This window comes from Ketogulonicigenium robustum (genome assembly GCF_002117445.1).
GTDB classification, from domain to species: domain Bacteria; phylum Pseudomonadota; class Alphaproteobacteria; order Rhodobacterales; family Rhodobacteraceae; genus Ketogulonicigenium; species Ketogulonicigenium robustum.
On sequence record NZ_CP019937.1, the window covers coordinates 757,332 to 781,801 of the forward strand.

At 63.1% G+C, this 24,470-nt stretch carries 26 protein-coding genes; 18 read left to right on the top strand and 8 right to left on the bottom strand.

From position 1 onward, the window contains the following. Window positions 1-144: 144 nt before the first annotated feature. A complete protein-coding gene (locus tag BVG79_RS13825; RefSeq protein WP_257789409.1) occupies window positions 145-273 on the bottom strand; it encodes a hypothetical protein in 129 nt (42 codons plus the stop codon). Between the two features lie 179 nt (window positions 274-452). Here BVG79_RS13825 and BVG79_RS03830 point away from each other — a divergent pair, with 179 nt between their 5' ends. The 4 genes from BVG79_RS03830 to BVG79_RS03845 all read left to right on the top strand — a co-directional run bounded on the left by BVG79_RS03830 (window position 453) and on the right by BVG79_RS03845 (window position 5,709). After that, window positions 453-3,053 carry a putative PEP-binding protein gene (locus BVG79_RS03830; protein ID WP_418268942.1) on the top strand — a complete coding sequence of 867 codons (2,601 nt, stop codon included), beginning with the start codon at window positions 453-455 and terminating at the stop codon, window positions 3,051-3,053. 139 nt (window positions 3,054-3,192) lie between these two features. After that, window positions 3,193-3,867 (top strand): cell wall hydrolase, encoded by a 675-nt coding sequence (locus tag BVG79_RS03835; protein ID WP_198167886.1) that lies wholly within the window; start codon window positions 3,193-3,195, stop codon window positions 3,865-3,867. 85 nt (window positions 3,868-3,952) lie between these two features. After that, complete coding sequence (gene glmM, locus BVG79_RS03840) at window positions 3,953-5,296, top strand: phosphoglucosamine mutase (protein WP_085785723.1); 1,344 nt, start codon at window positions 3,953-3,955, stop codon at window positions 5,294-5,296. Then, window positions 5,296-5,709: a GNAT family N-acetyltransferase gene (locus BVG79_RS03845; protein WP_085785724.1), complete on the top strand. Its 414-nt coding sequence runs from the start codon at window positions 5,296-5,298 to the stop codon at window positions 5,707-5,709. Before glmM ends, BVG79_RS03845 begins: the two co-directional genes overlap by 1 nt. Window positions 5,710-5,743: 34 nt before the next feature. Here the strand turns inward: BVG79_RS03845 and ilvC are convergent, their stop codons facing one another. Beyond that, the gene (gene ilvC, locus BVG79_RS03850) at window positions 5,744-6,766 is read right to left on the bottom strand and encodes a ketol-acid reductoisomerase (protein WP_085785725.1); all 1,023 of its coding nucleotides are present in this window, start codon (window positions 6,764-6,766) and stop codon (window positions 5,744-5,746) included. Between the two features lie 145 nt (window positions 6,767-6,911). On the opposite strand from ilvC, the gene BVG79_RS03855 reads away from it, so the two are divergent. Further along, entirely contained in the window at window positions 6,912-7,367 is a 456-nt protein-coding gene (locus BVG79_RS03855; protein ID WP_085785726.1) for an Lrp/AsnC family transcriptional regulator, read from the top strand. After that, window positions 7,364-7,819 (top strand): Lrp/AsnC family transcriptional regulator, encoded by a 456-nt coding sequence (locus BVG79_RS03860; protein ID WP_085785727.1) that lies wholly within the window; start codon window positions 7,364-7,366, stop codon window positions 7,817-7,819. The genes BVG79_RS03855 and BVG79_RS03860 overlap by 4 nt, the downstream gene beginning before the upstream one ends. Here the strand turns inward: BVG79_RS03860 and BVG79_RS03865 are convergent. Beyond that, a complete protein-coding gene (locus BVG79_RS03865) occupies window positions 7,816-8,997 on the bottom strand; it encodes an FAD-dependent monooxygenase (RefSeq protein WP_085785728.1) in 1,182 nt (393 codons plus the stop codon). The two genes, BVG79_RS03860 and BVG79_RS03865, sit on opposite strands and share 4 nt — an antisense overlap. Then, window positions 8,997-9,668 carry a pyrimidine 5'-nucleotidase gene (locus BVG79_RS03870; protein WP_157115612.1) on the bottom strand — a complete coding sequence of 224 codons (672 nt, stop codon included), beginning with the start codon at window positions 9,666-9,668 and terminating at the stop codon, window positions 8,997-8,999. Before BVG79_RS03870 ends, BVG79_RS03865 begins: the two co-directional genes overlap by 1 nt. 99 nt (window positions 9,669-9,767) lie before the next feature. Between BVG79_RS03870 and BVG79_RS03875 the strand changes: the two genes are divergently transcribed. Then, window positions 9,768-10,424 (top strand): GntR family transcriptional regulator, encoded by a 657-nt coding sequence (locus BVG79_RS03875; protein ID WP_085785730.1) that lies wholly within the window; start codon window positions 9,768-9,770, stop codon window positions 10,422-10,424. 11 nt (window positions 10,425-10,435) lie between these two features. On the opposite strand, the gene BVG79_RS03880 is transcribed toward BVG79_RS03875, so the two are convergent. After that, window positions 10,436-12,085, bottom strand: a complete 1,650-nt coding sequence (locus tag BVG79_RS03880; RefSeq protein ID WP_085785731.1) for a glycosyltransferase family 2 protein — start codon at window positions 12,083-12,085, stop codon at window positions 10,436-10,438. A 73-nt stretch (window positions 12,086-12,158) separates the two neighbouring features. Next, on the bottom strand, window positions 12,159-13,319 hold the full coding sequence (gene carA, locus BVG79_RS03885; protein WP_085785732.1) for a glutamine-hydrolyzing carbamoyl-phosphate synthase small subunit: 1,161 nt from the start codon (window positions 13,317-13,319) through the stop codon (window positions 12,159-12,161). A 147-nt stretch (window positions 13,320-13,466) separates the two neighbouring features. Between carA and BVG79_RS03890 the strand changes: the two genes are divergently transcribed. Both BVG79_RS03890 and BVG79_RS03895 read left to right on the top strand, forming a co-directional pair. After that, a complete protein-coding gene (locus BVG79_RS03890; protein ID WP_085785733.1) occupies window positions 13,467-13,922 on the top strand; it encodes a GatB/YqeY domain-containing protein in 456 nt (151 codons plus the stop codon). 3 nt (window positions 13,923-13,925) lie between these two features. Continuing rightward, window positions 13,926-14,915: an LLM class flavin-dependent oxidoreductase gene (locus tag BVG79_RS03895; RefSeq protein ID WP_085785734.1), complete on the top strand. Its 990-nt coding sequence runs from the start codon at window positions 13,926-13,928 to the stop codon at window positions 14,913-14,915. Window positions 14,916-14,957: 42 nt separating this feature from the next. Here the strand turns inward: BVG79_RS03895 and BVG79_RS03900 are convergent, their stop codons facing one another. Next, on the bottom strand, window positions 14,958-15,554 hold the full coding sequence (locus BVG79_RS03900; RefSeq protein WP_085787231.1) for a TetR family transcriptional regulator C-terminal domain-containing protein: 597 nt from the start codon (window positions 15,552-15,554) through the stop codon (window positions 14,958-14,960). A gap of 298 nt (window positions 15,555-15,852) precedes the next feature. Between BVG79_RS03900 and BVG79_RS03905 the strand changes: the two genes are divergently transcribed. The 9 genes from BVG79_RS03905 to BVG79_RS03945 all read left to right on the top strand — a co-directional run bounded on the left by BVG79_RS03905 (window position 15,853) and on the right by BVG79_RS03945 (window position 24,012). Beyond that, window positions 15,853-17,103, top strand: a complete 1,251-nt coding sequence (locus tag BVG79_RS03905; RefSeq protein WP_085785735.1) for a Zn-dependent hydrolase — start codon at window positions 15,853-15,855, stop codon at window positions 17,101-17,103. Window positions 17,104-17,141: 38 nt separating this feature from the next. Then, window positions 17,142-17,405: a hypothetical protein gene (locus BVG79_RS03910; RefSeq protein ID WP_085785736.1), complete on the top strand. Its 264-nt coding sequence runs from the start codon at window positions 17,142-17,144 to the stop codon at window positions 17,403-17,405. A gap of 89 nt (window positions 17,406-17,494) precedes the next feature. Beyond that, on the top strand, window positions 17,495-18,958 hold the full coding sequence (hydA, locus tag BVG79_RS03915; protein ID WP_085785737.1) for a dihydropyrimidinase: 1,464 nt from the start codon (window positions 17,495-17,497) through the stop codon (window positions 18,956-18,958). Continuing rightward, entirely contained in the window at window positions 18,959-19,732 is a 774-nt protein-coding gene (locus tag BVG79_RS03920) for an ABC transporter ATP-binding protein (protein WP_085785738.1), read from the top strand. 17 nt (window positions 19,733-19,749) lie between these two features. Further along, window positions 19,750-20,700: an ABC transporter permease gene (locus BVG79_RS03925; RefSeq protein ID WP_085787232.1), complete on the top strand. Its 951-nt coding sequence runs from the start codon at window positions 19,750-19,752 to the stop codon at window positions 20,698-20,700. Further along, window positions 20,697-21,533 carry an ABC transporter permease gene (locus tag BVG79_RS03930; protein WP_085785739.1) on the top strand — a complete coding sequence of 279 codons (837 nt, stop codon included), beginning with the start codon at window positions 20,697-20,699 and terminating at the stop codon, window positions 21,531-21,533. The genes BVG79_RS03925 and BVG79_RS03930 overlap by 4 nt, the downstream gene beginning before the upstream one ends. 73 nt (window positions 21,534-21,606) lie before the next feature. Continuing rightward, on the top strand, window positions 21,607-22,590 hold the full coding sequence (locus tag BVG79_RS03935; RefSeq protein WP_198167914.1) for an ABC transporter substrate-binding protein: 984 nt from the start codon (window positions 21,607-21,609) through the stop codon (window positions 22,588-22,590). 88 nt (window positions 22,591-22,678) lie between these two features. Further along, window positions 22,679-23,401 (top strand): tRNA (guanine(46)-N(7))-methyltransferase TrmB, encoded by a 723-nt coding sequence (trmB, locus tag BVG79_RS03940; protein WP_085785740.1) that lies wholly within the window; start codon window positions 22,679-22,681, stop codon window positions 23,399-23,401. Continuing rightward, complete coding sequence (locus BVG79_RS03945) at window positions 23,401-24,012, top strand: (d)CMP kinase (RefSeq protein ID WP_085785741.1); 612 nt, start codon at window positions 23,401-23,403, stop codon at window positions 24,010-24,012. Before trmB ends, BVG79_RS03945 begins: the two co-directional genes overlap by 1 nt. On the opposite strand, the gene BVG79_RS03950 is transcribed toward BVG79_RS03945, so the two are convergent. Then, entirely contained in the window at window positions 24,005-24,439 is a 435-nt protein-coding gene (locus tag BVG79_RS03950; protein ID WP_085787234.1) for a DUF1489 family protein, read from the bottom strand. The two genes, BVG79_RS03945 and BVG79_RS03950, sit on opposite strands and share 8 nt — an antisense overlap. Window positions 24,440-24,470 lie beyond the last annotated feature (31 nt).

Consider the following 24,470-nt stretch of genomic DNA (forward strand, 5'->3'; position numbering starts at 1 on the left):
CAGACTGCAACCGTTACAGTCTCTTGCCAAGTCGGCCCCCAAAGTGGGGCCCCAAGTCTGGCCTGACTGGGCTACCGCGCCGCTGAAAATAAATGGGCGGGCATCCCGATAAGGTCAGAAATGAATGTCGAACTCTTTCCCCACTTAATAGGGACGGTTCAGGCCTTGTTGCGGGCCATGGTTGATCTGAGCGGCTGCGGATACACAAAATGCAGCGCCGATCACCCCCAGAACAGCACCGAACGAGTTCAGGCTGCGCTTCAGGGCAGACATTTCACACTCTCTTCTTTCTGTCTCGAGTGACCAGCATGATATGCGCCTGTTTGGTCAAAAAAGCAAGGGGGGCGTTGTTTTATTGGAATTTTCTGGAATTCGCCTGCGCATTCAGGGACTTCCGCCTGACCAAGGGGAAACGAATCAAGTCTTTCACCTGTGGCCGATGCACGGTTAGAATGAACCCGTTCAAGGAGTTTCGAACAGTGCCCGATGCCTCCAGCTTTGCGCCCGTCACGCTGATCACCGAAACCGCCGCCATGCGCCCCGATGTTTTCGGCGGGCGTGCCAAATGCCTGCAGCGGCTGATCCGTTTGCAGATGCCGGTGCCGACGACGGTGGCTCTCAGTTTCGATGCGGTAAGGGGCATCGCGCGGGGTCAGATGCCTGATATCGGCGCGCTGATGGCGCCGTTTGGCGCAGCGCCGCTGCTGTCGGTTCGACCGTCCAGCCTCGACCCGGACTGGGGCGGGCCGGGGGCGATCTTGAATATCGGCCTGTGCGATGCCAGCCATGCGAGTCTTTCGGCATCGCTGGGGGCCGATGTCGCCACCAAGCTTTACCTGCAATTCATTCAAATCTATGCCACCCAAGTCGCCCGCCTGAACCCCGATGCGTTCCATTTCGACGTGCGCGGCGGGATTTCAGCCGTGCGCAGCGCCCTGTCGGCCTACGAGGCCGAGATGGACGAGCCGTTCCCGCAAGACCCGGCCGAACAACTGAGCGAAGTGCTGCGCTCCATGGCGCGCACGTGGGAGGGGACGTCTGCGCGCCTTTTGCGGCAAGCCAAAGGCGCGCCCAGCGATGCGGGGCTGGGGTTGGTCGTGCAGACCATGGCTTTTGGCGTCGGCCCGGGTGAATCAGGCGCGGGCGTCATTCAGTTTGCCGACAGCAACACCGGCGCGCCGCGGATCACGGGGCGCTACCTGAGCCAAAGCCAAGGGCGCGAAGCCTTGGCTGCGGCGACCGGCGCGATCTATCTGACCCACGACACGCGCGGATCGTCGCTGGAGGACGAGAACCCCGCCGTTTTCGCGCGCCTCAAGGCGTTCGGGCAAATCGCCCGCACCCGCCTGCGCGAGGAAATGCAGATCGAGTTTACCCTGTCGGACGGGGTCCTGCATATTATCGATGCGGTCCGCGTGCCGCGCACCGTGCGCGCCGCCGTGCGGATCGCCGTCGATCTGGCCGAAAGTGGCATCATCCCGCGTGACGAGGCGGTGCATCGCATTGATGTTCAAGCGATTTCCGCGATGTTGCACCGTCAGGTGAACCCCGATGCGGCGCGCGATCTGATTTTGCGCGCCATCGGCGCCAGCCCCGGCGCGGCCCACGGCAAGGTGGTCTTGACCGCCGAGGACGCACAAGCCGCCGCCGCGCGCGGCGAGGCTGCCATTTTGGTGCGCCGCGAAACAACGCCCGAAGATATCCGTGGCATGCATGCGGCGGCAGGGGTTTTGACCCAGCGCGGCGGTGTCACAAGCCACGCGGCGGTGGTGGGGCGCGGGCTCGGCGTGCCCTGTGTCGTCGGCGCGTCGGGTTTGGTCATCGACCGGCGCGGTGGCCGCGTTATCGCCCCAGATGGCCGTGTGATTCTGGCGGGCGATACGATTACAGTCGACGGCTTCAACGGCGAAGTTCTGGCCGGCGAGGCCCCCCTGCGCGAGGCGCAGTTGGACGACGCGTTCCAGACCCTGCTTGCATGGGCGGATGCCAGCCGCGACATCGGTATCCGCGCGAACGCCGACACCCCGCGCGACGCGCGCATCGCCAGCACCTTTGCCGCCGAGGGCATCGGCCTGTGCCGCACCGAACACATGTTTTTCGAAGGTGACCGCATCGGCATGATGCGCGAGATGATCTTTGCCGCCAATTCGCAAGAACGCCGCGAAGTGCTGGGCCGTTTGCTGCCGACCCAGCGACAGGATTTCATTCGCTTGTTCGAGATTATGAATGGAAAGCCGGTCTGCATCCGGCTGTTCGATCCGCCGTTGCATGAATTCCTGCCCTCCGACAGGGCCGGTATGCGTGATCTGGCCGACGGCCTGTCGCTGCCCTTGGCCGACGTGATGGCCCGTGTCGAGGCGATGAGCGAATATAACCCCATGCTGGGCCTTCGCGGTGTGCGCCTAGGCATCACAGTTCCCGAGATTTACGAAATGCAGGCCCGCGCGATTTTCGAGGCGACCGTTGCCGTCAGCCGCGATGGGCTGAGCGTCACGCCCGAGATCATGATCCCGCTGGTGTCGGCCCGGCGCGAGGTGCAGCTTGTACGCGGGCAGATCGATGCGGTTGCAAGTGCGGTACGTGCACAATCTGGGGTTGAATTCACTTATCGCCTGGGCGTCATGGTCGAAACGCCCCGCGCCGCACTGCGGGCCGGTGACATCGCGCAGGATGTCGCCTTCTTATCGTTCGGCACAAATGATCTGACGCAGATGACTTACGGCCTATCGCGCGACGACGCTGGTCGCTTCATGCCGGCCTATCTGGCCAACCAAGTCTTTCCGGACGATCCGTTCCACACCCTCGATCTGGAGGGGGTGGGCGAGTTGCTGCAGATCGGTGCGGCGCGCGCGCGGGGCAGTCATCAGGGGGTCACATTGTCGGTCTGCGGCGAGCATGGCGGCAGTGCGCAGACCATCGCTTTTTGCCGCAAACAGGGATTCGATTATGTCTCGTGCTCGCCGTTTCGTGTGCCCCTTGCGCGGCTGGCCGCCGCGCAGATCGCGATTCGTGAACGAAGTAGTTTTCCGACCGCCAGCGGGAAATATTTGTAATATACTGTAAAATATATGAAATTAAGTAATATTACAAAAATTTGTTAAACTTCGATCCAATCTGGACACCCAGAATAATCTCGCTTACCGAATCCGGGCCGGCGCGGGGCAGACCGCGTGAAACGACGGATATGGGTAGATGCAGTCTGATCGGGGAGTGCTGGGGCACGGGATTGCAGTGGGACTTTTGGCCGTATCCGTCGCCATCGGGGCAGGCGGGCTACACGCCGAGGAGCTGGGGGCAAGCCGCCTTGGGGCGCTTTTGGATCAGGGTGGATACTCTGACACGATGGACGAGGAACAGGCGCTGACCGCGCCACCTGCGGGGTCGAACCGCAACAGTACGACCACCGTGCAAGAGGCCGACAACCTGACCGCGCGCATTTCCGCCGCGACGGCGACGGGCGACGATCAGTGGGCCTGTCTGGCCGAGGCGCTGTATTTTGTAGCGCGCGGCGAGACAACCGAAGGTATTGCGGCTGTGGCCGAGGTCATCTTGAACCGTGTCGACGCCCCCGGCTTTCCCAACACCATCTGTTCCGTGGTGAACCAACGCAGCGCCAGTGGGCGCAGCTGCCAGTTTTCATACACTTGCGACGGTCGCCCCGAAGTGATCAACGAACGCGCCGCCTACCGCAATGTGGGCCGGATCGCCCGCGCGATGATGGACGGGGCCCCGCGCGATCTGACGAACGGTGCGACATTCTACCATTCGCGCGGCGTGAACCCCAGCTGGTCGCGCGCGTTTGAACGTACCGCCAGCATTGGCGCCCATCGCTTTTACCGTGACCCGATCCGCACAGCGTCTAACTGATCGCACGACAGGCCTGTAACATTATGTGAGTGGCCCTTATGCGGGGCCATCAGTCATATGGCCAAAACGACGATCAAGAGGCAGCATGTCACGCAAATACTTTGGCACGGATGGAATCCGCGGGCGATCGAACGCATGGCCGATGACGGCCGATATGGCGCTGCGCATCGGCGCGGCAGCGGGGCATTACTTCCGCGCGGCTGATCGCGGTGTCAGCCGCGTCGTGATCGGCAAAGATACGCGCCTGTCCGGTTATATGTTTGAAAACGCGCTGACCGCAGGGCTGACATCGACGGGCATGAACGTGCTGTTGCTAGGGCCTGTGCCGACGCCTGCGGTGGGGGTGCTGACCCCCTCGATGCGGGCCGATGTGGGGATCATGATCTCGGCCAGCCACAACCCGCATTATGACAACGGGATCAAATTCTTCGGCCCGGACGGCTTCAAGCTGTCGGACGAGGCCGAGCTGGAGATTGAAGCCCTGATTGATGCCGGCGTGCCCAACGCCGCATCTGAGGATATCGGCCGTGCCAAGCGCATCGATGACGGCCGTTTTCGATATGCCGAACGGCTAAAGGCCGGACTGCCCGCCGGGTTCAGCCTGCGCGGCCTGAAAGTGGTGGTCGATAGTGCCAACGGTGCAGCCTACCGCGTCGCCCCCGATGTCCTGTGGGAGCTGGGCGCCGACGTCATCCCGCTGGGCACCACCCCGAACGGGTTGAACATCAACGATGGCTGCGGATCCACCCACCCCGAGGCCGCCGCCGCCGCCGTCGTGGCCCATGGGGCCGACGTGGGCATTTGTTTGGACGGTGACGCCGACCGGATCGTTATTATTGACGAGACGGGCCGCATTGCTGATGGGGACCAACTGCTGGCTCTATTCGCCGCCCGTTTGGCCGCGCGGGGCGCGCTGACGCAGGGTACTTTGGTGGCGACGGTCATGTCGAACATGGGGCTCGAAACCTTCTTGTCCGATCGTGGCCTGTCGCTGCTGCGCACCCGCGTTGGCGACCGCTATGTGGTCGAGGAAATGCGCGCGCGCGGGCTGAATTTGGGGGGCGAGCAGTCAGGCCACATCGTGATGACCGATTATGCCACGACCGGCGACGGGCTGCTGGCGGGGTTGCAGTTTCTGGCCGCCATGGCCCAAACCGACAAGCCGGCCAGCGCGCTGGCGCATCAGTTTGATCTGGTCCCGCAGCTACTGCGCAATGTCCGCTATGGCGCCGAAAGCGCCCCGCTGGATGATGCTACTGTGAAAGCGGCCATTGCCGCAGCCGAGGCGCGCCTGCAGGGCAACGGCCGGTTGCTGATCCGCAAGTCGGGCACCGAGCCGTTGATCCGCGTGATGGCCGAAAGCGTCGATCCTGCCGTGGCCGAAGCCGTGGTCGGCGACATCGTCGCGGCGGTCGAGCAAGCGGCCTGATGCGGTTCTTGCCCGCGCGGGCCGATGATGGCCCGCGACTGGCCGACCTGCGCGCCGCAGCGATGCGGCCCAGCCTAGAGGCGGTCGGGCGGTTCGACCCCGACCGCGCGCGGCGGCGGTTGCTGGATAGTTTTGACCCCGATGCGACGCTGCTCATTTATATTGGGGCGCTTGCGGGCTTTTTGGTGCTGCGCCAGTGCGACGATCACCTGCTGCTAGATCATTTCTACCTGTCTGCCTCCTATCAGGGCCAAGGTTGGGGGCGCGCGGTGATCGAACATTTGCAAGCGCAAGGGCAGGTCATCCGCCTGACCGCGCTGGAAGGCAGTGCCGCAAGCCGGTTTTACCAGCGCTGCGGGTTTCGCATTCTGTCGTCCGACGGCATCGACAGCCAAATGGAATGGACACCGTAAAAGAAAAGGGGCGCCACTGGCGCCCCTTGCGGTTTTAGTTGCGGGCCTTGTCGACCATCTTGCCCTTGGAAATCCACGGCATCATAGCGCGCAGCTTCTCGCCGACTTGTTCGATCTGGTGTTCGTCGTTGATGCGACGTGTTGCTTTGAAGAAGGGCTGGCCAACAGCGTTTTCCTGCATGAAATCGCGCACGAACTTGCCGTTCTGAATGTCGGTCAAGACGGCCTTCATGCGGGCCTTCGTCTCGTCGTAGGGCAGGATGCGCGGGCCGCTGACGTATTCGCCATATTCCGCCGTGTTGCTGATCGAGTAGTTCATGTTGGCGATGCCGCCTTCATAGATCAGGTCGACGATCAGCTTCACCTCGTGCAGACATTCGAAATAGGCCATCTCGGGCTCGTAACCGGCCTCGACCAACGTCTCGAAGCCCATGCGGATCAGCTCGACCAGACCGCCACACAGCACGGCTTGCTCGCCGAACAGATCGGTTTCGCATTCCTGACGGAAGTTCGTCTCGATAATCCCCGAGCGGCCGCCGCCGATGGCCGAGCAATACGACAGGCCCAGCTCCATCGCTTTGCCGGTGGCGTTTTGGTGCACCGCAACAAGGCAGGGCACGCCGCCGCCTTTGGTGTATTCGCCGCGCACGGTGTGGCCGGGGCCTTTGGGGGCCATCATGATGACGTCGACGCCGGCTTTAGGCTCGATCAGGCCGAAGTGGACGTTCAGGCCGTGGGCAAATGCAATCGCCGCGCCTTCGCGCAGGTTGTCGTGGACGTATTTCTTGTACGTCTCGGCCTGCAGTTCGTCGGGCATGGTGAACATGATCAGGTCGGCCCAAGCGGCAGCTTCGGCGATACCCATAACCTTCAGGCCCTCGGCTTCGGCTTTGGCGGCCGAGGGGCTGCCCTCGCGCAGGGCGACAACGATGTTTTTGGCCCCGGAATCGCGCAGGTTCAGCGCATGGGCGTGGCCTTGGCTGCCGTAGCCAAGAATGGCGACCTTGGTGTCCTTGATCAGGTTCACATCGCAGTCACGGTCATAATAAACGCGCATTAGGATCTTCCTTGCTATCGCGGGGCATTGCGGCCCGTATGGCGACAATTTAGCCGTAAAATTACGATGATCCAGATTGATGACGGTTCATTTTGCTGACTATATGAAATAGTCATTCTCATAATTTGACAATTATGGATTAGTCATGCTTGATGATGTTGACCGTAAGATTTTACGATTATTACAAGATGATCCGTCTTTAAGTAATAATGATTTAGCAGACCGCGCGGGCAGCACCGCCCAATCGGTCTGGCGCCGCTTGGAACGGTTGCGCGAATCCGGCGTTCTGGCGGGGCAGGTGGCGGTGATCAACTGGCACGCACTGGGCTACGAGGTCGAGGTGTCGTTGCGCATCACGCTGGACAAGACCCAGCCCCGAGCCTTCGAAGAATTCACCGCTGCCGCCCGCCTTGTTCCCGAGGTGATCGAGATTCAGACCTTCCTCGGGCGGGTCGATTTGCGGCTGTCGGTCATCGCGCGGTCGCTGCGCGATTATCAGGCCATCTACCACGATCGCATCATCACGCTGCCCCACCTGCAAGAGATCGAGGCGTTGGTCACCATCGCGCAGATCAAGAATGACGAAAGCCTGCCGCTATGATTGATATCGACGCGACCGACCGTCAGATCCTGCGGATGTTGTCCCAGGACGCGACCCAGCCCGCCAGCGAAATTGGTCGGAGACTGGGCCTGTCGCAGCCCGCTGCTTGGCGCCGGATCAATCGCTTGCAGCAAGCGGGCGCTATCGCGGGCCGGCGTCTGGTGCTGGATAAAGAGGCGCTGGGCTTTGGGGTGACCGTTTTCTTGGGCATCAAACTGGCCGCACGGGGCCGTGTCGGGGTCGAGGAGTTTGAGCGGGCGGTGTCCGCCATCCGCGAAGTGCAGTTGGTCGAACACGTGCTGGGCCTGTTCGATTATCGCCTGCGCGTGGTCGCGCGCGATCTGGCCGATTTTGAACGCGTGCTGCGGCGTCGCATTTTGACCCTGCCCGGTGTCGACACGGTCGAGGCGAACGTTTTGCTGTCGGAGGAACGCCTGCCGGGCCCGCTTTAGCGCGCGCCCAGCCCCAAGCGCATAAGCCCGTGGCGAATAACGCGCGGCCCGTGGATCGCGCGCAGCCCCTGCGCCCGCAGCGCGCCGATACCGTGCAGCCCCGCGATCGAGGCGTGGTTCAGCGCGGCGACGCCTGCCATGCGCAGCGCAACCTCGGGCGCGCGGCGGCGGGCATAGGTTTGCAGCATCCTTGCGCCGCCAAGGCCTGCGGGCGCGGCAACGGCCAGATCCAGCAGCACAGCCAGATCGGCCAGCGACATGTTCAACCCCTGCGCGCCGATGGGCGGCAGCACATGGGCAGCCTCGGCCATCAGGGCCACGCGGTCAGCCGTTAGTGCAGTGGCGCGCTGCGCGATGATGGGCCATAGCTGCCTGCGCGAGGCGAGATTAAGCGTGCCCAACACATCCGCCGACCGGTCCTGCGCGGCCGCGATAAAGGCCGCATCGTCCAGCGCCATCAGCGCCTCGGCCTGCGGGCCGCGATCCATCCAGACGACAGAAGAACAAGGCTGCCCGTCCAGATCGGGCAGGGGCACCAAGGTGAAGGGGCCACCGCTGCGGTGCACCTCGATCGAGACGTTGTCATGGGGAATGCTGTGCGTGACCGCGAAGACGACGGCTTTTTGGGCAAAACTGCTGCGATGCAGACCGATGCCCGCCGCCTGTCGCACAGCCGATTGCCGCCCGTCGGCACCGATCAGCAGGCGCGCGCGGACGGATCTGTCCGACAACGTGACCTGAACCTGCGCGTCCTGCGCCAGATGGCTGCGATAGCTGGTGCCGAACAGCACGGTCACATGGGGCAGTGCTGCGATGCGGGCCAGCAGTTTGTCGCGCAGCAGGGTGTTGGGGAAGTTCCAGCCGAAGGGACGGTCGGAAATCTCGTCCGACACGAAATCGGCGCTGACGGACGGTGTGCGCGCGGCATCGACAATGCGCATCACCCGCAGCGGCGCAGCGTCGGACGCGATCAGCGGCCAGACGCCCGCGCGGTCCAGCAGGGCTTGGGCTGGTTGCAAAAAGGCGGTCGTGCGCATGTCGCGCGGCGCGTTTACATTCGACGTTGGCGCGGGGCCCGGGTCGGCCAGCAGTACTGAAAAACCCGCCGTTCCAAAGGCCGCAGCGGCGGTCAGGCCTGCAACACCGGCGCCCGCAATGACGATATCCACCTGTTCCATCACACCCCCCGGTGCAAATCGGCCAAAAAGTGGCCGACGTCACTGACCTCGTAATCGACATGCGGGCCGCTTTCGGCGCCGCCCACCAGCACGGTGCGCATGCCCAGTTGATGGGGCACGATCAGGTTGCGCGGGTCGTCCTCGAACATGGCGGCGCGGCGCGGATCGAAGCCCGTGGCGGCAATGACCGACTGATACGCCGCAGCCTCGGGCTTGGGGCGGTAGTCAGTTTCGCTGATGCCGTAGACGCCTTCGAACAGGTCGGCAAGGCCGCGTGCCGCCAGCACCTTCTGGGCATAGCCGCGTGCGGCGTTTGTGAAGACGATCTTGCGTCCGGGTAGCGCGCGAATGTCGGCAGCCAGCTGAACGTCAGCGCAAAGACACGAAAAATCAATATCATGCACCTCGTCCAGGAATGGCTCGGGGGCGATGTGGTGTTCGCTCATCAGACCGGCCAGCGTGGTGCCATAGCGGTGCCAATAGCTGTCACGCAGCAGGTCAGCCTCGTCCGCCCCGACCGAAAGCTCGCGCATCACATAGTCGCGCATGCGCAGCCTGATCTGGTCGAACAGCGTCGCTTCGGGCGGATAGAGGGTGTTGTCGAGGTCGAAGACCCAAGTATCGACGGTGTCCATCTGCATGCGCAATCGGGATAAGGGCTGAGCGGTCATGGCACCTGTGCTAGTAGCGAGGGAACACGAAGGCAAGCCAGAAAGGGCGGGTTGATTGGGGGCGGGCCGTCGCCTAATACTGCGACAAAGGGGATCAATATGACCGAAGTGAAGGCAAATCAGGGTGATGCCTATGGGCAGATCCTGGAAGCGATTGATAGCGGCATCTATCGCCCCGGTGACCGGCTGGTCGAGAACGAGTTGGCCGAGCGTTTCGGTATGTCGCGCACCCCCATCCGCGAGGCATTGCAACGCCTCGAAACGCAATCGCTTTTGACGCGTGATGGGCGGTCGTTGATTGTCGCGTCGCTGGACCACAATCAACTGTCCGAGCTGTACACCGTGCGCGGCGCGCTCGAGGGGCTTGCCGCGCGTCTGGCGTCGCGCCACGCCACCCCCGAGGAAGTGCGCGTCCTGCGCGAGATGCTGGAGGCCGATCGCGCGTTGGTGGATGACCCCAAAGCCCTGTCGCGCGCGAACCGCCGCTTTCACCGGCAGATCCATCTGGCGTCGCACAACCGGTTTCTTGTGCAGCAGCTTGACCTCGTCCACCGTTCAATGGCGCTGCTGGCCAGCACCTCGCTAGAGGTTGAGGGGCGTAGCCGCGACACGATGGACGAGCACGAACAGATCGTCGCCGCGATCGAGGCGGGCGATAGCGACACCGCCGAAGCCGCGCTGCGCGAGCATATCTCGCGCGCGTTCCGTACGCGGCTGAAAGTTGATGCGCTGAAGACCGAGAAGGCATCGATTTAAGGCGTTTAAGGCTAGGCTCGCGGCGGGGCATAGAAGCCGTGCCGCGTTTTGTCCCAGTAGTGCGGGCGTTTTACCATTTCCCACAGCGCCTTGATCAGCGCGGCGGTTGCCAGCGGGAAGTACAGGTGCATCAGCGGGGACCATGGGATCAACCCGCATTTGCCCGCCCTTTTCGCGCCGATGGTGTATGTCACCAGCTGCACCGCCTCGGCCGCGAAAAAGGCGATGGCGGTTGCCCGCAGCAGGTCGGGCGCGACGAAGCGGGTCAGCGGATGCGGCAGGCCCAGAACAATCAGCCACATCGACCAAAGCAGCGGCGCCAGCAGCGTCTGCACCAGCATGCCGATCAGCATGATTTGTAAAACGCCAAAGCGTATCGGCCCGATGTCGCGCAGCAGGGCGGCAGGGTCGCGCATCTGCGCCGCCCAAGTCATCGCAAAGCCTTTCAACCAACGCGATCGCTGCTTGACCCACGGCCAGAGGCGGCCGTTCGCCTCTTCCTGCGTGGTAATGTCGATGATCTGGGTGCGGTAGCCTGCGCGGGCGATGCGGATGCCCAGATCAGCGTCCTCGGTCACGTTATGGGCATCCCAGCCGTGCAGCGCGCGGATGGCGGTGTCGCGCAAAAACAGCGTCGTCCCGCCCAGCGGCACGACCATCCCCATGCGCCCCAGACCCGGCAGGAACAGGCGGAACCACACCGCATATTCCAAGGTGAAGCAGCGCGTCAGGAAATTCGCGCTGGCGTTGAAGTAGTCGAGCTTGCCTTGCAGACACACGACATTGGCGGGGCGGGCGGCAAATTCGGCAGCAACCCGGCGCAGGTGGTCGGGGGCGGGGTTATCTTCGGCGTCATAGATGCCGATGATGCTGCCGCGCGCCAGCGGTAAGGCATAGTTCATCGCACGTGGCTTGGTGCGGATGGTGCCTGCGGGCACCTCGATCACGCGCACCCACGGCGGCAGGGTGGTGCGCGCCAGTGCGGCGCGGGTGGTCGCGTCGTGATCCTCGGTCAGCAGGCAAAGGTCCAGTTTGTGGCGCGGGTAGTCTAGCGCGGACATGCGCGTCAGCAGGTGACTGGCGATGTCCTCCTCGAATAGCAGGGGCACGAACAGGGTGAAGACGGGCAGGGCATCGTCCGCCAATGCGGTTGCGGGGGGCGGTGTGCGGCCCGCGGCCACCGCGCAGGTGAATTTTAGCAGTGCGTTTGCGATACAAAGGACGGCAGCAACCAAACAAAGCGCGGCAAAAACGGCCGAAGGGGCCAGCGCCAGCAGCGCCACCACGGCCAGCGCCGTCATCTGCAACCCGAACGACTGTTGTATCGGCCGGCAGCTTTGATCGCGCGGTAGCAACGTTTCGGCGCGCGCGACTGTGGCTTGCTGCAAAAGGGGCAGTAGTTCTTGGTCGAACTGGTCTGGCGCGACGGGGCAAATGGCGACCTGCCCGAAGACCTGCCGAAGCCGCGCCTGCGTGGCCTTGCCTGCATTGCCGCGCGCGGCCACGACGGTCACCGCGCCCTGCTGTTGCCATGGCAGCACGCGGTGGGTCAGCGCATCCGATGCGCCCATCCGCGCCAGTAGGGTGTAATCCGGCGACGGCCCCGGCAAAAGCCCACCGATCAGCGACTGGCCGACCGGCGCGAGAGTGTGTTCTTGCATGAAAAAGGCTCGCCACGACGTTGCGGCGAGCCTTTCAGAAACTGGTTAATGAATGGTGAATAACCGTAAGAGATCAAACGGCTTTCTGACGATCCATCGCATCGGCAAAACGCTCGAACAGGTAGTAGCTGTCTTGCGGGCCGGGGCTGGCTTCGGGGTGGTATTGCACCGAGAATACAGGACGATCCAGCATGCGAATGCCGCAGTTCGAGCCGTCAAACAGGCTGACGTGCGTTTCGATCACGCCTTCGGGCAGGGTCTGGCTGTCAACGGTGAAGCCGTGGTTCATCGAGGTGATCTCGACCTTGCCGGTTTCCACGTCTTTCACGGGGTGGTTCGCGCCGTGGTGGCCGTGGTTCATTTTGACGGTCTTTGCGCCCAGCGCCAGCGCCAGCATCTGGTGCCCAAGGCAGATGCCGAACAGCGGCACGGTGCTGTTTTGCAAAACGCCTTGGATCATCGGCACGGCATAGGCGCCGGTGGCAGCCGGATCGCCCGGGCCGTTCGACAGGAAGACGCCATCGGGGTTCAGCGCCAGCACGTCTTCGGCTGTCGCGGTCGCGGGCAGCACGGTCACGTCACAACCGGCCGAGGCCAAGCAACGCAGGATGTTGCGCTTGGCACCATAGTCGATGGCGACAACCTTGTGGCGGGCGGCGGTTTGCGGGGCGTACCCCTCGGGCCAAGCCCAACGCATTTCGTTCCACGTATAGCTTTGGGCGCAGGTCACGTCCTTGGCCAGATCCAGACCGACCAGACCTTGGAAGCCGCGGGCGGCGGCGACCAGTGCTTCGACGTCGAAGTTGCCATCGGGGTCATGGGCAAGGGCGACGTGCGGCGCGCCTTGCTGGCGGATGGCGCGGGTCAGGCGGCGGGTGTCGATGCCGCCCATACCGATGCGGCCCTTTTTTTCCAGCCACACATGCAGATCACCTTGCGAGCGCCAGTTCGACGGCTCGGTCGGGTCCCATTTCACGATCATGCCGGCGGCGACAGGATCGCCTGTCTCGTCATCCTCGGCGGTGGTTCCGGTATTGCCCACGTGAGGGAAAGTGAAGGTCACAACCTGACCCGCATAGGACGGGTCGGTCATGATTTCCTGATAGCCCGTCATCGCCGTGTTGAAGCACAGCTCGGCCGTGGTTTGGCCTGTCGCCCCAAAACCGAAGCCGTAAAAGACGGTGCCATCTGCCAAAGCTAGGCAGGCCGTCGGTTTCTTGGCAGTGATCGGCATGGCGCGACTCCGTTTTCCTGAACCGTTAGATAAATCGTCGGGTACCTAGTGCTGTAGGGCGTCGGGGTCAAGCGAAAGCCGTGCGCTTTTGACCTTTCACATGCGGCACCCTATCTAGAATGCGACATTGGATGAAAGGACACAGCCATGGACCTGCGCGAGACACTGAACGCCGCCCTGAAAGAGGCGATGCGCGCGCGTGATACGGCCCGTTTGTCGACCCTGCGCCTGATCAGCGCGGCCATCAAAGACCGCGAAATCGCCGCGCGCGGCGAGGGGGCCGAGGTGACCGACGCCGACATCATCGCCTTGATGGGCAAGATGGTCCGCCAGCGGCAGGAAAGTGCAACCGTATACGACACAGGCAACCGCCCCGAGCTGGCCGCGAAAGAACGGGCCGAAGTGGCCGTGATCGAGACGTTTTTGCCGCGCCAGCTGTCGGATGACGAAACGCAAGCCGCGATTGCGGATGCCATTACGGCTGTTTCTGCGGCCAGCCTGCGCGATATGGGCAAGGTGATGGCGCATCTGCGGGCCGCGCATGCGGGGCAAATGGATTTTGGTAAAGCCGGCGCGCTGATCAAGGCGCAGCTGCAGGGGTAAGACATGCAACACTATTCCATACTGGATCTGTGTCAGGTCGCCGAGGGCTCGACCCCCGCGATTGCACTGACCAATTCGGCCAAGCTGGCGCAGCACGCCGAGGCGCAGGGCTACCACCGCTTTTGGCTGGCCGAGCATCACAACATGATCGGCATCGCGAGCGCGGCGACATCGGTCGTGATCGGGCACGTCGGGGCCGCGACCAAGACGATCCGCATCGGGTCGGGCGGGATCATGCTGCCCAACCATGCGCCTTTGGTGATTGCCGAACAGTTCGGCACGCTGGCGCAGCTGTTTCCTGGCCGGGTTGACCTTGGCCTTGGGCGCGCACCCGGCACTGATCAGGTGACGGCCCACGCGCTGCGGCGCAACTTTGGCGGTGATGATACCTTCCCGCAGGATGTGGTCGATTTGATGACCTATTTCGGCGATGATGCTGCGCAGCTACGCGTGCAGGCGGTGCCTGCCGCCGGAACCCATGTGCCGGTGTGGATTTTGGGATCCAGCCTCTATGGGGCGCAACTGGCGGCCTATCTGGGGCTGCCCTATGCGTTCGCATCGCACTTTGCCCCCGACCATCTGGCGCAGGCCGTTCAGGTCTATCGCGACGGGTTCCGCCCGTCTGCCGTACTGGACAAGCCCTATTTTATGATGGCGATGGGCCTTTACGCGGCCGAAACCGACGCCGAGGCAGAGTTTCTGGCCTCGTCGCAAAAGCAAAGCTTCGCCCGCTTGCGCACCGGTATGCCGGGCCTGCTGCAGCCGCCGCGCCATGACATTGAAAGCCTCTATCCGGCCAGCATTCTGACGGGGGCGGCGCACGCCCTATCGGTTTCGGCTGTCGGGGGGCGCGCGGCTCTGCGCGAACAGATTGGGGGCTATATCGACCGCTATGCCCCGGACGAGATCATGGTCGCGGGTGCGATCTGGGACTTCGATGCCCGTGTGCGTTCGCTGGAAATCGGGGCCGAAGTGCTGCGCGAATTCGTATGATCGGCTGCGGCCCTTGCTAAACGCAGGGGCCGCCCCAATAGGTCAGGGCTGCGGCGTCAGCAGCCTGCCGAAAATCAGCGCCAAATGGTCGGCCGCTGCGGGGTAGGGGTCGGTTTCGGGCACAATGGCCCGCACCTGCGCATCAAAGTCGGCGTAGTGCTGGGTTAGCGCCCAGATCGAGATGATCAGATGCACGGGGTGCATGCGGGCGATGCGCCCCTCATCCATCCAGCGCGACAATATGTCCGACTGATCTTGCACCAGATCGCGTAGCTGCGTCGTCAGAACCGACTGGATATGCGGCGCGCCTTGGATGACTTCGGTCGCGAACAGGCGGCTTTCACGCGGGAAGTCACGGGCCATCTCCAGCTTGCGGCGCACATATCCCATCAACTCGTCCAGCGGGACGCCATCGGGGTTCAGCGCGCGCAACGGGTTCAGCCATTCTGCCAGCAAGTCGGCCAAAATGGTGGTGTAAATCTCTTCCTTGCTGCGGAAATAATACAGCAGGTTCGGCTTCGATAGGCCCGCCGTTTGCGCGATCATATCGACCGTCGCACCGCGAAAGCCGTTCTGGGCGAAAACTTCCAAGCCCGCCTCGAGGATGAGGGCGCGATTCTTGCGTTGGATGCGGCTCATCCGCGGCTTTTCGGCGGTTGCCTCGGCGCGCGACGCGGCCGCGTCACCCGCGGCCACTAGCGTTGCCCCACGGGCGTATTGCGCATGCCGCATTTTTGCGCGATTGGGTGGGTCGATGTGCGTTTTCTCATCACTGTCTATCTTCTGCCCTGGATTTCAGCGTCGGACCTTGACCGTTTTCCAATGGCAAATGCTAGATTCACTTTACCGTTTGGTCAAATCAAAGCGGCCCGCAGCCGGAACCCTGTGAAGTCACAACGGTTTGCGGTGCGAGCGTACAGAATTCAAGGAACTATCTATGGCAAGCCCGGCAGCTAACCTCAAGGTAAATGGCGCGCGCCTTTGGGAAAGCCTCATGGAAATGGCGAAAGTTGGCCCAGGGGTAGCGGGTGGCAACAACCGCCAAGCCCTGTCCGACGCCGATGGTGAGGCAAGAAAACTGTTTAAAAGCTGGTGCGAAGAGGCCGGTGCGACAGTTGGTGTCGATAAAATGGGCAGTATGTTTGCTATGATTCCGGGCACCGACCCCGACGCGGCACCTGTCTACATGGGCAGCCACCTGGATACGCAGCCGACGGGCGGCAAATACGATGGCGTTTATGGCGTGTTGGGCGGGCTGGAAGTGCTGCGCAGCATCAAGGACATGGGCATCAAAACCCGCCATCCCATCGTCGTGACGAATTGGACGAACGAGGAGGGTTCGCGCTTTGCGCCCGCAATGCTGGCGTCGGGTGTTTTCGCGGGGCTGCACACGCTGGATTTTGCCTATGATCGCACCGATGCCGATGGCCTGCGCTTCGGCGACGAGCTGGCCCGCATCGGCTGGATCGGCGACGAGGACGTCGGCACCCGCAAAATCCACGCCATGTTCGAACTGCACATCGAACAAGGCCCCATCCTCGAGGCTGACAATCTGGACATCGGCGTCGTCACCCATTGTCAGGGCCTGTGGTGGCTGCAGGTCACGCTGACGGGCAAGGACGCGCACACCGGCTCGACCCCCATGGCGATGCGCAAAAACACCGGCCTTGGCATGGCCCGCATGATCGAGCTGGTGCAGACCATCGCGATGGATGCGCAGCCCAATGCCGTGGGCGGCGTCGGCCAAATCAACGTCTACCCCAATTCGCGTAATGTCGTGCCGGGCAAGTCGGTGTTTACGATTGATTTTCGCACTGCCGACCCCGCCAAGCTGGACGCGATGCGCGCGCGGTTTGAAACCGAGGCACCGGCCATTGCCGACGCGCTGGACATTTCGATCGAGATCGAACCCGTCGGCCATGTCGACCCCGTGACTTTCGACCCCGCCTTGGTCGAGCGGGTGCGCGGCGCCGCGGCGCGTCTGGGCTACAGCCACCGCGACATGGTCTCGGGCGCCGGCCATGATGCCTGCTGGATCAGCAAAATCGCCCCGACCACCATGGTGTTCTGCCCCTGCGTGGACGGGCTGTCGCATAACGAAGCCGAGGAAATCACCCCCGATTGGGCGACGAAGGGGGCCGATGTGTTGATGCATGCCGTTCTCGAAACCGCTATCATCACGGCCTAAGGACGCAGCATGTCCCGGCTGATAAGAAGGAAGCATCAGTGAAGAAATATCTACTATCGCTCGGGATGTTGCCCGTGCTTGCGGGTTGCGCGATGATCCAGCCGCTGATCCCGTCCACCACTCCGCCCGAGCCCGAGCCGCTGCCGGCCGCCGTCGTTGCTGTCCTGCCTGCGGGTGCGCCTGAAAGCGTCGTGATGCGCGATGCGCAGGGCTGCTACCTCTATTCGATCGAAGTGACCACGCCGCCCAGCGGCTTCCCGCTGCGCGATGCTAGCGGCCAGCCGATCTGCGCGCCGCGCTAAACTTGCTATTCCCGCGCAGGGCCAAGCCCTGCGCGGGCCGGAATAAGTGCCGGATCAACCGGCCAGTCTTCCAACAGTTCGAGGGCCATATGCCTGCCACCCAGACGACCGTTATCAAAAACGGGACGATTGTGACCCATGACCTTACCGTGCGGGCCGATGTGCTTGTTGCGGGCGGTGTTATCGCGGCGATCGGCCCCAACCTTTCCGGCGATCACGTAATCGACGCGACCGGATGCCTGATCATGCCGGGCGGGATCGACCCGCACACCCATCTTGAAATGCCCTTCATGGGCACGTTTTCTGCCGATGATTTTGAAAGCGGCACCCGCGCCGCGCTGGCGGGCGGCACGACCATGGTGGTCGATTTCGCCCTGCCAGACCCCGGCCAATCGCTGATGGATGCCTTGGCCGTCTGGTCGAACAAATCCGCCCGCGCGCATTGCGATTACAGCTTCCACATGGCGGTGACGTGGTGGGGCCAGCGGGTGTTTGACGAGATGGAGCAGGTCGCCGCGGCAGGCATCACCAGCTTCAAGCACTTCATGGCCTATAAAGGCAGCCTGATGGTGAACGACGACGAGATGTTCGCCAGCTTCCGTCGCATCGCCGACCTGGGCGGTCTGGCGATGATTCATGCTGAAAACGGCGATATCGTGGCCGAGATGGCGGCAAAACTGCTGGCCGCAGGCACCACCGGCCCCGAAGGCCACGCCTATTCCCGCCCCGCGCAGGTCGAGGGCGAGGCGACGAACCGCGCGATTATGATTGCCGATATGGCGGGTGTCCCGCTTTATATCGTGCACACCAGTTGCGAGGAAAGCCACGAGGCCATCCGCCGCGCGCGGCAGGCGGGCAAGCGCGTCTGGGGCGAGCCGCTGATCCAGCATCTGGTTTTGGACGAAACCGAATATTTCCACCCCGACTGGGACCATGCCGCCCGCCGCGTTATGTCGCCACCCTTCCGCAACAAGGCGCACCAAGACAGCCTTTGGGCTGGGCTGGCTGCGGGGTCGCTATCCTGCGTCGCCACCGACCACTGCGCGTTCACTACCGCGCAAAAGCGGTTTGGTCTGGGCGATTTCACCAAGATCCCGAACGGGACGGGGGGGCTGGAAGATCGCTTGCCGGTTCTGTGGACCTGCGGCGTCGGCACCGGCCGCCTGACGCCCAACGAATTTGTCGCCGTCACATCGACCAATATCGCCAAGATATTGAACTGCTACCCGCGTAAGGGCGCGGTGGCCGTCGGTTCTGATGCCGATCTGATCATTTGGGACCCCGAAGCCGAGAAAACCATTTCGGCCGCAGGCCATCAGTCGAACAGCGATTTCAATGTCTTTGAAGGCATGAAAGTGCGCGGGCTGCCGCGTTACACCCTGTCGCGTGGGGTGGTGGCGTTTGCCGATGGTAAGGTGACGGCGCCCGAAGGGCACGGTGCATTTGTGCCGCGCAAGGGCACAACGCCCGTAAATACCGCGCTGCAGGCGTGGAAGGAATTGACGAACCCTCGGCCGGTTGTGCGGTCGGGCCTACCTGTGACGGGGGTGTAAATGTCGGCAGTAATTTCAGCGCAAAACCTTAATCTGGTGTTTGAAACGGGCGATGGGCCGGTGCAGGCGCTGAAGGACGTGAACCTGACGATTGAGAAGGGCGATTTCGTCAGCTTTATCGGGCCGTCGGGGTGCGGAAAGACCACTTTTCTGCGGGTGATCGCCGGGCTGGAAACCCCGACATCGGGCGAGATTACGGTTAACGGCATGACGCCCGATGCCGCACGGCGCGCGCGGGCCTATGGCTATGTATTTCAGGCCGCCGGCCTTTACCCGTGGCGCACCATCGGCGCGAATGTGCGCCTGCCGCTGGAAATCATGGGCTTTCCCAAAACCGAACAAGACCTGCGCGTCCAGCGCGTGCTGGACTTGGTCGAGCTGGGCGGGTTTGAAAAGAAATACCCGTGGCAATTGTCGGGCGGCATGCAACAGCGCGCCAGCATCGCGCGGGCGCTGGCCTTTGACGCCGATATTCTGCTGATGGACGAACCCTTCGGCGCGCTGGACGAAATCGTCCGCGACCGCCTGAACGAAGAAGTGCTCAGCCTGTGGGCGCGCACCGGCAAGACGATTGGCTTCGTCACCCACTCGATCCCCGAGGCGGTGTATCTGTCCACCAAGATCGTCGTGATGTCGCCGCGTCCGGGGCGCATTACCGATGTGATTGAGAGCCCGCTGCCGCGCCACCGCCCGCTGGAAATTCGCGACAGCCCCGAATTCATCGAAATCGCCCATCGCGTGCGCGAAGGTTTGCGTGCGGGGCATGTGGAATGACGCGCAGCCAGAATATCGTGCGGAACGTCCTGTCCGTTCTGACGGTGGTGGCGGCGATGCTGCTGATCTGGACGGCAGCGGTTATCCCCATGAACATTCACGAAGCCCTCACACAGGCCGAGCGCGAAGGCATCGCCGTCACCCCCGCCACCGCGGCCGAGCGGCGGGGCAGCAGCGCCCTGTCGCTGGTGCTGGCGAACCCTGCGCTGATCCCGCTGACCTATGCGCAGCCGCGCCCCAAGCTGCCGTCGCCCGCACAGGTCGTGCTGGAATTCTACGACAGCGCCATCGCCGAGGAACTGGACGGGCGGCGCGGTTTGGTGCGTTCGGGCAGCCTGTCGCCTGCGGGCCTTGCGCTGCATACGCTGAAGACCATCGAGACCACCTTGCTGGGTTTCGCGCTGGGCGCTGTTGTCGGTGTCGCGCTGGCCGTGGGCATCGTTTATGCGCGCACCATGGATCTGGCGGTGATGCCATGGGCGATCATCAGCCAGACAATTCCGATTGTCGCGCTTGCGCCGATGATTGTGCTGATTTTGTCCTCGCTGGGGGTGACGGGCCTGGTGCCGCGCGCGATCATTGCGGCCTATCTGTCGTTTTTCCCCGTGTTGGTCGGTATGGTAAAGGGCCTGCGCGCACCCGACCACATGCAGCTTGACCTGATGCGCACCTATAGCGCGACGAAGGCCCAGTCGTTCTGGATGCTGCGGTTGCCGATGGCGATGCCCTACCTTTTCGCGTCGCTGAAAATTGCCATCGCGGGGGCCTTGGTCGGGGCTATCGTGTCGGAACTGTCGACTTCGTCCACCCAAGGTTTGGGCGCACGGATGCTGCAGGGGTCTTACTATGGCCAGACCGTGCAAATCTGGGCTGCGCTGCTGGCGGCTGCGTTGCTGGCTGCGGTCATGGTCGCGGTGGTCGGCGCGGCTGATCGCGTGGTGCGCCGGATGATGGGGGGGCTGGCATGATGCTGACTATCCTCGCTTTCGTGATCTGGGCTGCGGCTTGGGCGCTGAATGTCCGCCTTGCCCGCCTGCCGCAGCGCTGGGTGCGGCTGGCTGTGCCGCTAATCTTTGGTGCCACGCTGCTGGTCGTCTGGGAATTGCTGGTGCGCGGTGCAGGGGTTTCGGCGGTCATTCTGCCGCCCCCCAGCGCCATCGCGTCCACGTTTGTCCGCGTGTTTCCCACCCTCTGGCAGGACACCGTGCAGACGGTATTCAAGGGCGCGCTGTCGGGCTATGTCATAGGCTGCGCAGCGGCATTTTGCGTCGCGCTTTTGGCCGACCGGTTCGATGTGCTGCGCCGAGGATTGCTGCCCGTCGGCAGCTTTTTGTCGGCGCTGCCTATCGTCGGCACGGCGCCGATCTTTGTGATGTGGTTCGGCTTTGGTTGGCAATCCAAAGCGGCGGTCGTGGTGGCGATGGTGTTCTTTCCACTGCTGGTCAACACGGTCGCGGGCCTGCGCGACACGACGGTACAGCAGCGCGATTTGATGTTCACCTATGCCGCCAGCTACTGGGAAACGCTGTTCAAGTTGCGCTTGCCCGCGGCGCTGCCGTTCATCTTCAACGGTCTCAAGGTTTCAACGACGCTGGCGCTGATCGGGGCTATCGTGGCCGAGTTTTTCGGATCGCCCACGCAAGGCTTGGGCTTCCGCATCGACGCCTCGCGCGGGCGGCTGGCGCTGGATGTGGTGTGGTCGGCGATCTTGATGTCGGCGTTTGCGGGCAGCCTGTTTTATGGGGCGGTCGCATTGCTGGAACGCGCGCTGACGTTCTGGCACCCCTCGCAACGAAAATAACAAGAAAACGGCACATAGCCGTCAATAAAGCTGCGGAAAACCCGCAATAACAACCCTTAGGAGGATGACGATGATGAAGAAACTAATGCTCGCGGCAACCGCTCTGGCCGGTTTTTCTGCCCCCGCATTCGCGCAAGATGCGCTGACGCTTCAACTGAAGTGGGTCACGCAGGCCCAGTTTGCGGGCTACTACGTCGCGCTGGAAAAGGGGTATTACAGCGATGAAAATCTGGATGTGACAATCCTGCCGGGCGGCCCGGATGTTGCCCCGCCGCAAGTGCTGGCCGGTGGTGGCGCGGATGTAATGGTCGACTGGCTGGCCTCGGCGCTTGCTGTGCGCGAAGGCGGCTTGCCTGTCGTCAATATCGCGCAGCCTTTCGCATCTTCGGGCCTGCTGTTGACCTGCTGGAAAGACGCGGGATTTACCGGCCCGCAAGACTTCAAGGGCCACACGCTGGGCGTCTGGTTCGGCGGCAACGAATACCCCTTCCTCAGCTGGATGAGCCGCGAAAACATCCCCGTCGACGGCGGCGCCGATGGCGTGACCATCCTGCGTCAGGGCTTCAACGTTGACCCACTGATCCAGCGGCAAGCCGACTGTATCTCGACCATGACGTATAACGAATACGGTCAGGTGCTGGATGCAGGCGTGACCGCCGATGAACTGACCAACTTCTCGTTTGAGGCCGAGGGCGTTGCGACGCTGGAAGACGGCCTGTACGTGCTGGAAGACCGTCTGACCGACGAAGCCTTTGCCGACAAGCTGGTGCGTTTTGTCCGCGCCTCGATGAAGGGCTGGAAGTACGCCGAGGAAAACCCGACCGAGGCTGCCGAAATCGTGCTGGAATTCGACGAAACCGGCGCGCAGACCGAAGCCCACCAGATTTATATGATGGGCGAGATTGCCAAGCTGACCGCAGGCTCGAACGGCGCGCTGGACCCGGCGGCGTTCGACCGCACGGTCGAGGTGCTGATGGCCCCGGGGTCCGACCCCGTCATCACCAAAGTGCCCGAAGACGCGTGGACGCATATGATCACCGACCGCGCGTTGGACTGATCTAACGCGCCCTGATCCACAGGGCATGGCGGCTCACCCCCGCCATGCCCCCTTTACGCAAAGCCCGCCTGCGGCTATCCGAGGCGCCATGTCACAGCGCAATTCGACCCCCCGCATTCACCCTGATGGAACGCCCTGGCGGAACTTTTACGGCCGGATTCGGGGTAAGTCCCTGCGTCCCGCGCAAGAGGCGCGCCTGTCCGATTTGGACCACTTGTCCCCCGGGCCGGTGACCCATGCCGAGAACCCCGACCGCACCCCGCTGGATCTGGCGGCGCGCTTTGGCGGTAAGCCGGTTTGGCTGGAAATCGGCTTCGGCGGGGGCGAGCATCTGGTCCATATGGCCGCCCGCTACCCCGACATCGCCATCATCGGGGCCGAGCCTTATGTGAACGGCGTCGCCATGCTGCTGCGCAAGATCGAATTGGCGGGCGTCAGCAATCTTGCCGTCTTCCCCGGTGACGTGCGCGAATTGTTCGACGTGCTGCCCGATGGCAGCATCGAAAAAGCGTTCCTGAATTATCCCGACCCGTGGCACAAGGCGCGCCACCACCGCCGCCGTTTTGTCACGCCCGAATACCTTGGCCCGCTGCATCGCGTGATGGCCGATGGCGCGCACCTGCGCGTCGCCACCGACATCCCCGACTATGTGCGCCAGACGCTGGAAGAAGTGCCCCCCGCCGGCTTTGCGCAGCTTGACCAGCCGATGGATCAGCCGTGGGACGACTGGATTTCGACCCGATACGAGCAAAAAGCCCTGCGCGAGGGCCGCTTCCCCCATTACCTAACCTTCACGAAAGAGGCGCGCTGATGCATTTCACCATCGCGATTGATGGCCCCGCCGCCTCGGGCAAGGGCACGTTGGCCAAGGCGCTGGCCAAGCATTTCGGTTTTGAGCATCTGGACACTGGGCTGCTGTATCGCGCCGTCGCCGCCCGTGTTTTGGCGGGCGATACGCCCGAACACGCCGCCCAAACGCTGGACACCCATCACCTGACCCACAAAGGTATGCGCACCCCCGAGGTTGGCGCCGAGGCATCGCGCGTGGCGGCGATACCCGCGGTGCGGGCCGCGCTGGTCGACTATCAGCGCAAGGTCGCGCGCCGCAAAGGTGGCGCGGTGCTTGACGGGCGTGACATCGGCACCGTCATCGCCCCCGAGGCTGAAGTGAAGTTCTTTATCACCGCCAGCGACACATCGCGTGCGCAGCGGCGGCTGGCCGAATTCACCGCCAAGGGGATCGACACCGATCTGGAAACCGTCCTGCGCGACATGCAAGACCGCGACGCCCGCGATTCCGACCGCGCCGCCGCCCCGCTGCGCCCCGCCGATGACGCGATCACAATTGATACGTCCGATCTGACCGCCGAGGAGGTACTGGCCATCGCCATCGAGCTGGTGGACGAGGTTTTGCCTAAATAACCCCGATTTCCGCCAAGGCTGCGGCCAGTGCGGGGGGCAGGGCATCATCACGGGCGCGCCGCGGGTCTTGGTCTGCTGGCGCGTCTTTGCCATCCAGATAGCGCCACCCTTGAAAGGGGCGGCGCGGTGTGGGGGTGACCCGCACCAGTGTGGGGTCGCAGACGATGGCGCAGCGTTCGATCCCGTCGCTGCCTTTTACGCGATCGAACCGGATCAGCCGCTGGCGGCACAGAATAACGCCCTTGATCACCCAATAGATCGACCCGTCGCCCGCCAGAATCTCGTCCTCGCGCTTCGGCCACATGCGGGTGATGTGGCGGGGCAGGCCATCGGCACTTTGCGCTTGCGGCAAGGTTTGCCATGCGGCCAGATCGGTCACATCGTCTGTCCCGACCGAGAGCTTGATCATATGAAGGGGGGATGGCATGCGGGTCTCCTTGCTGGGCAGTTTAGCGCCA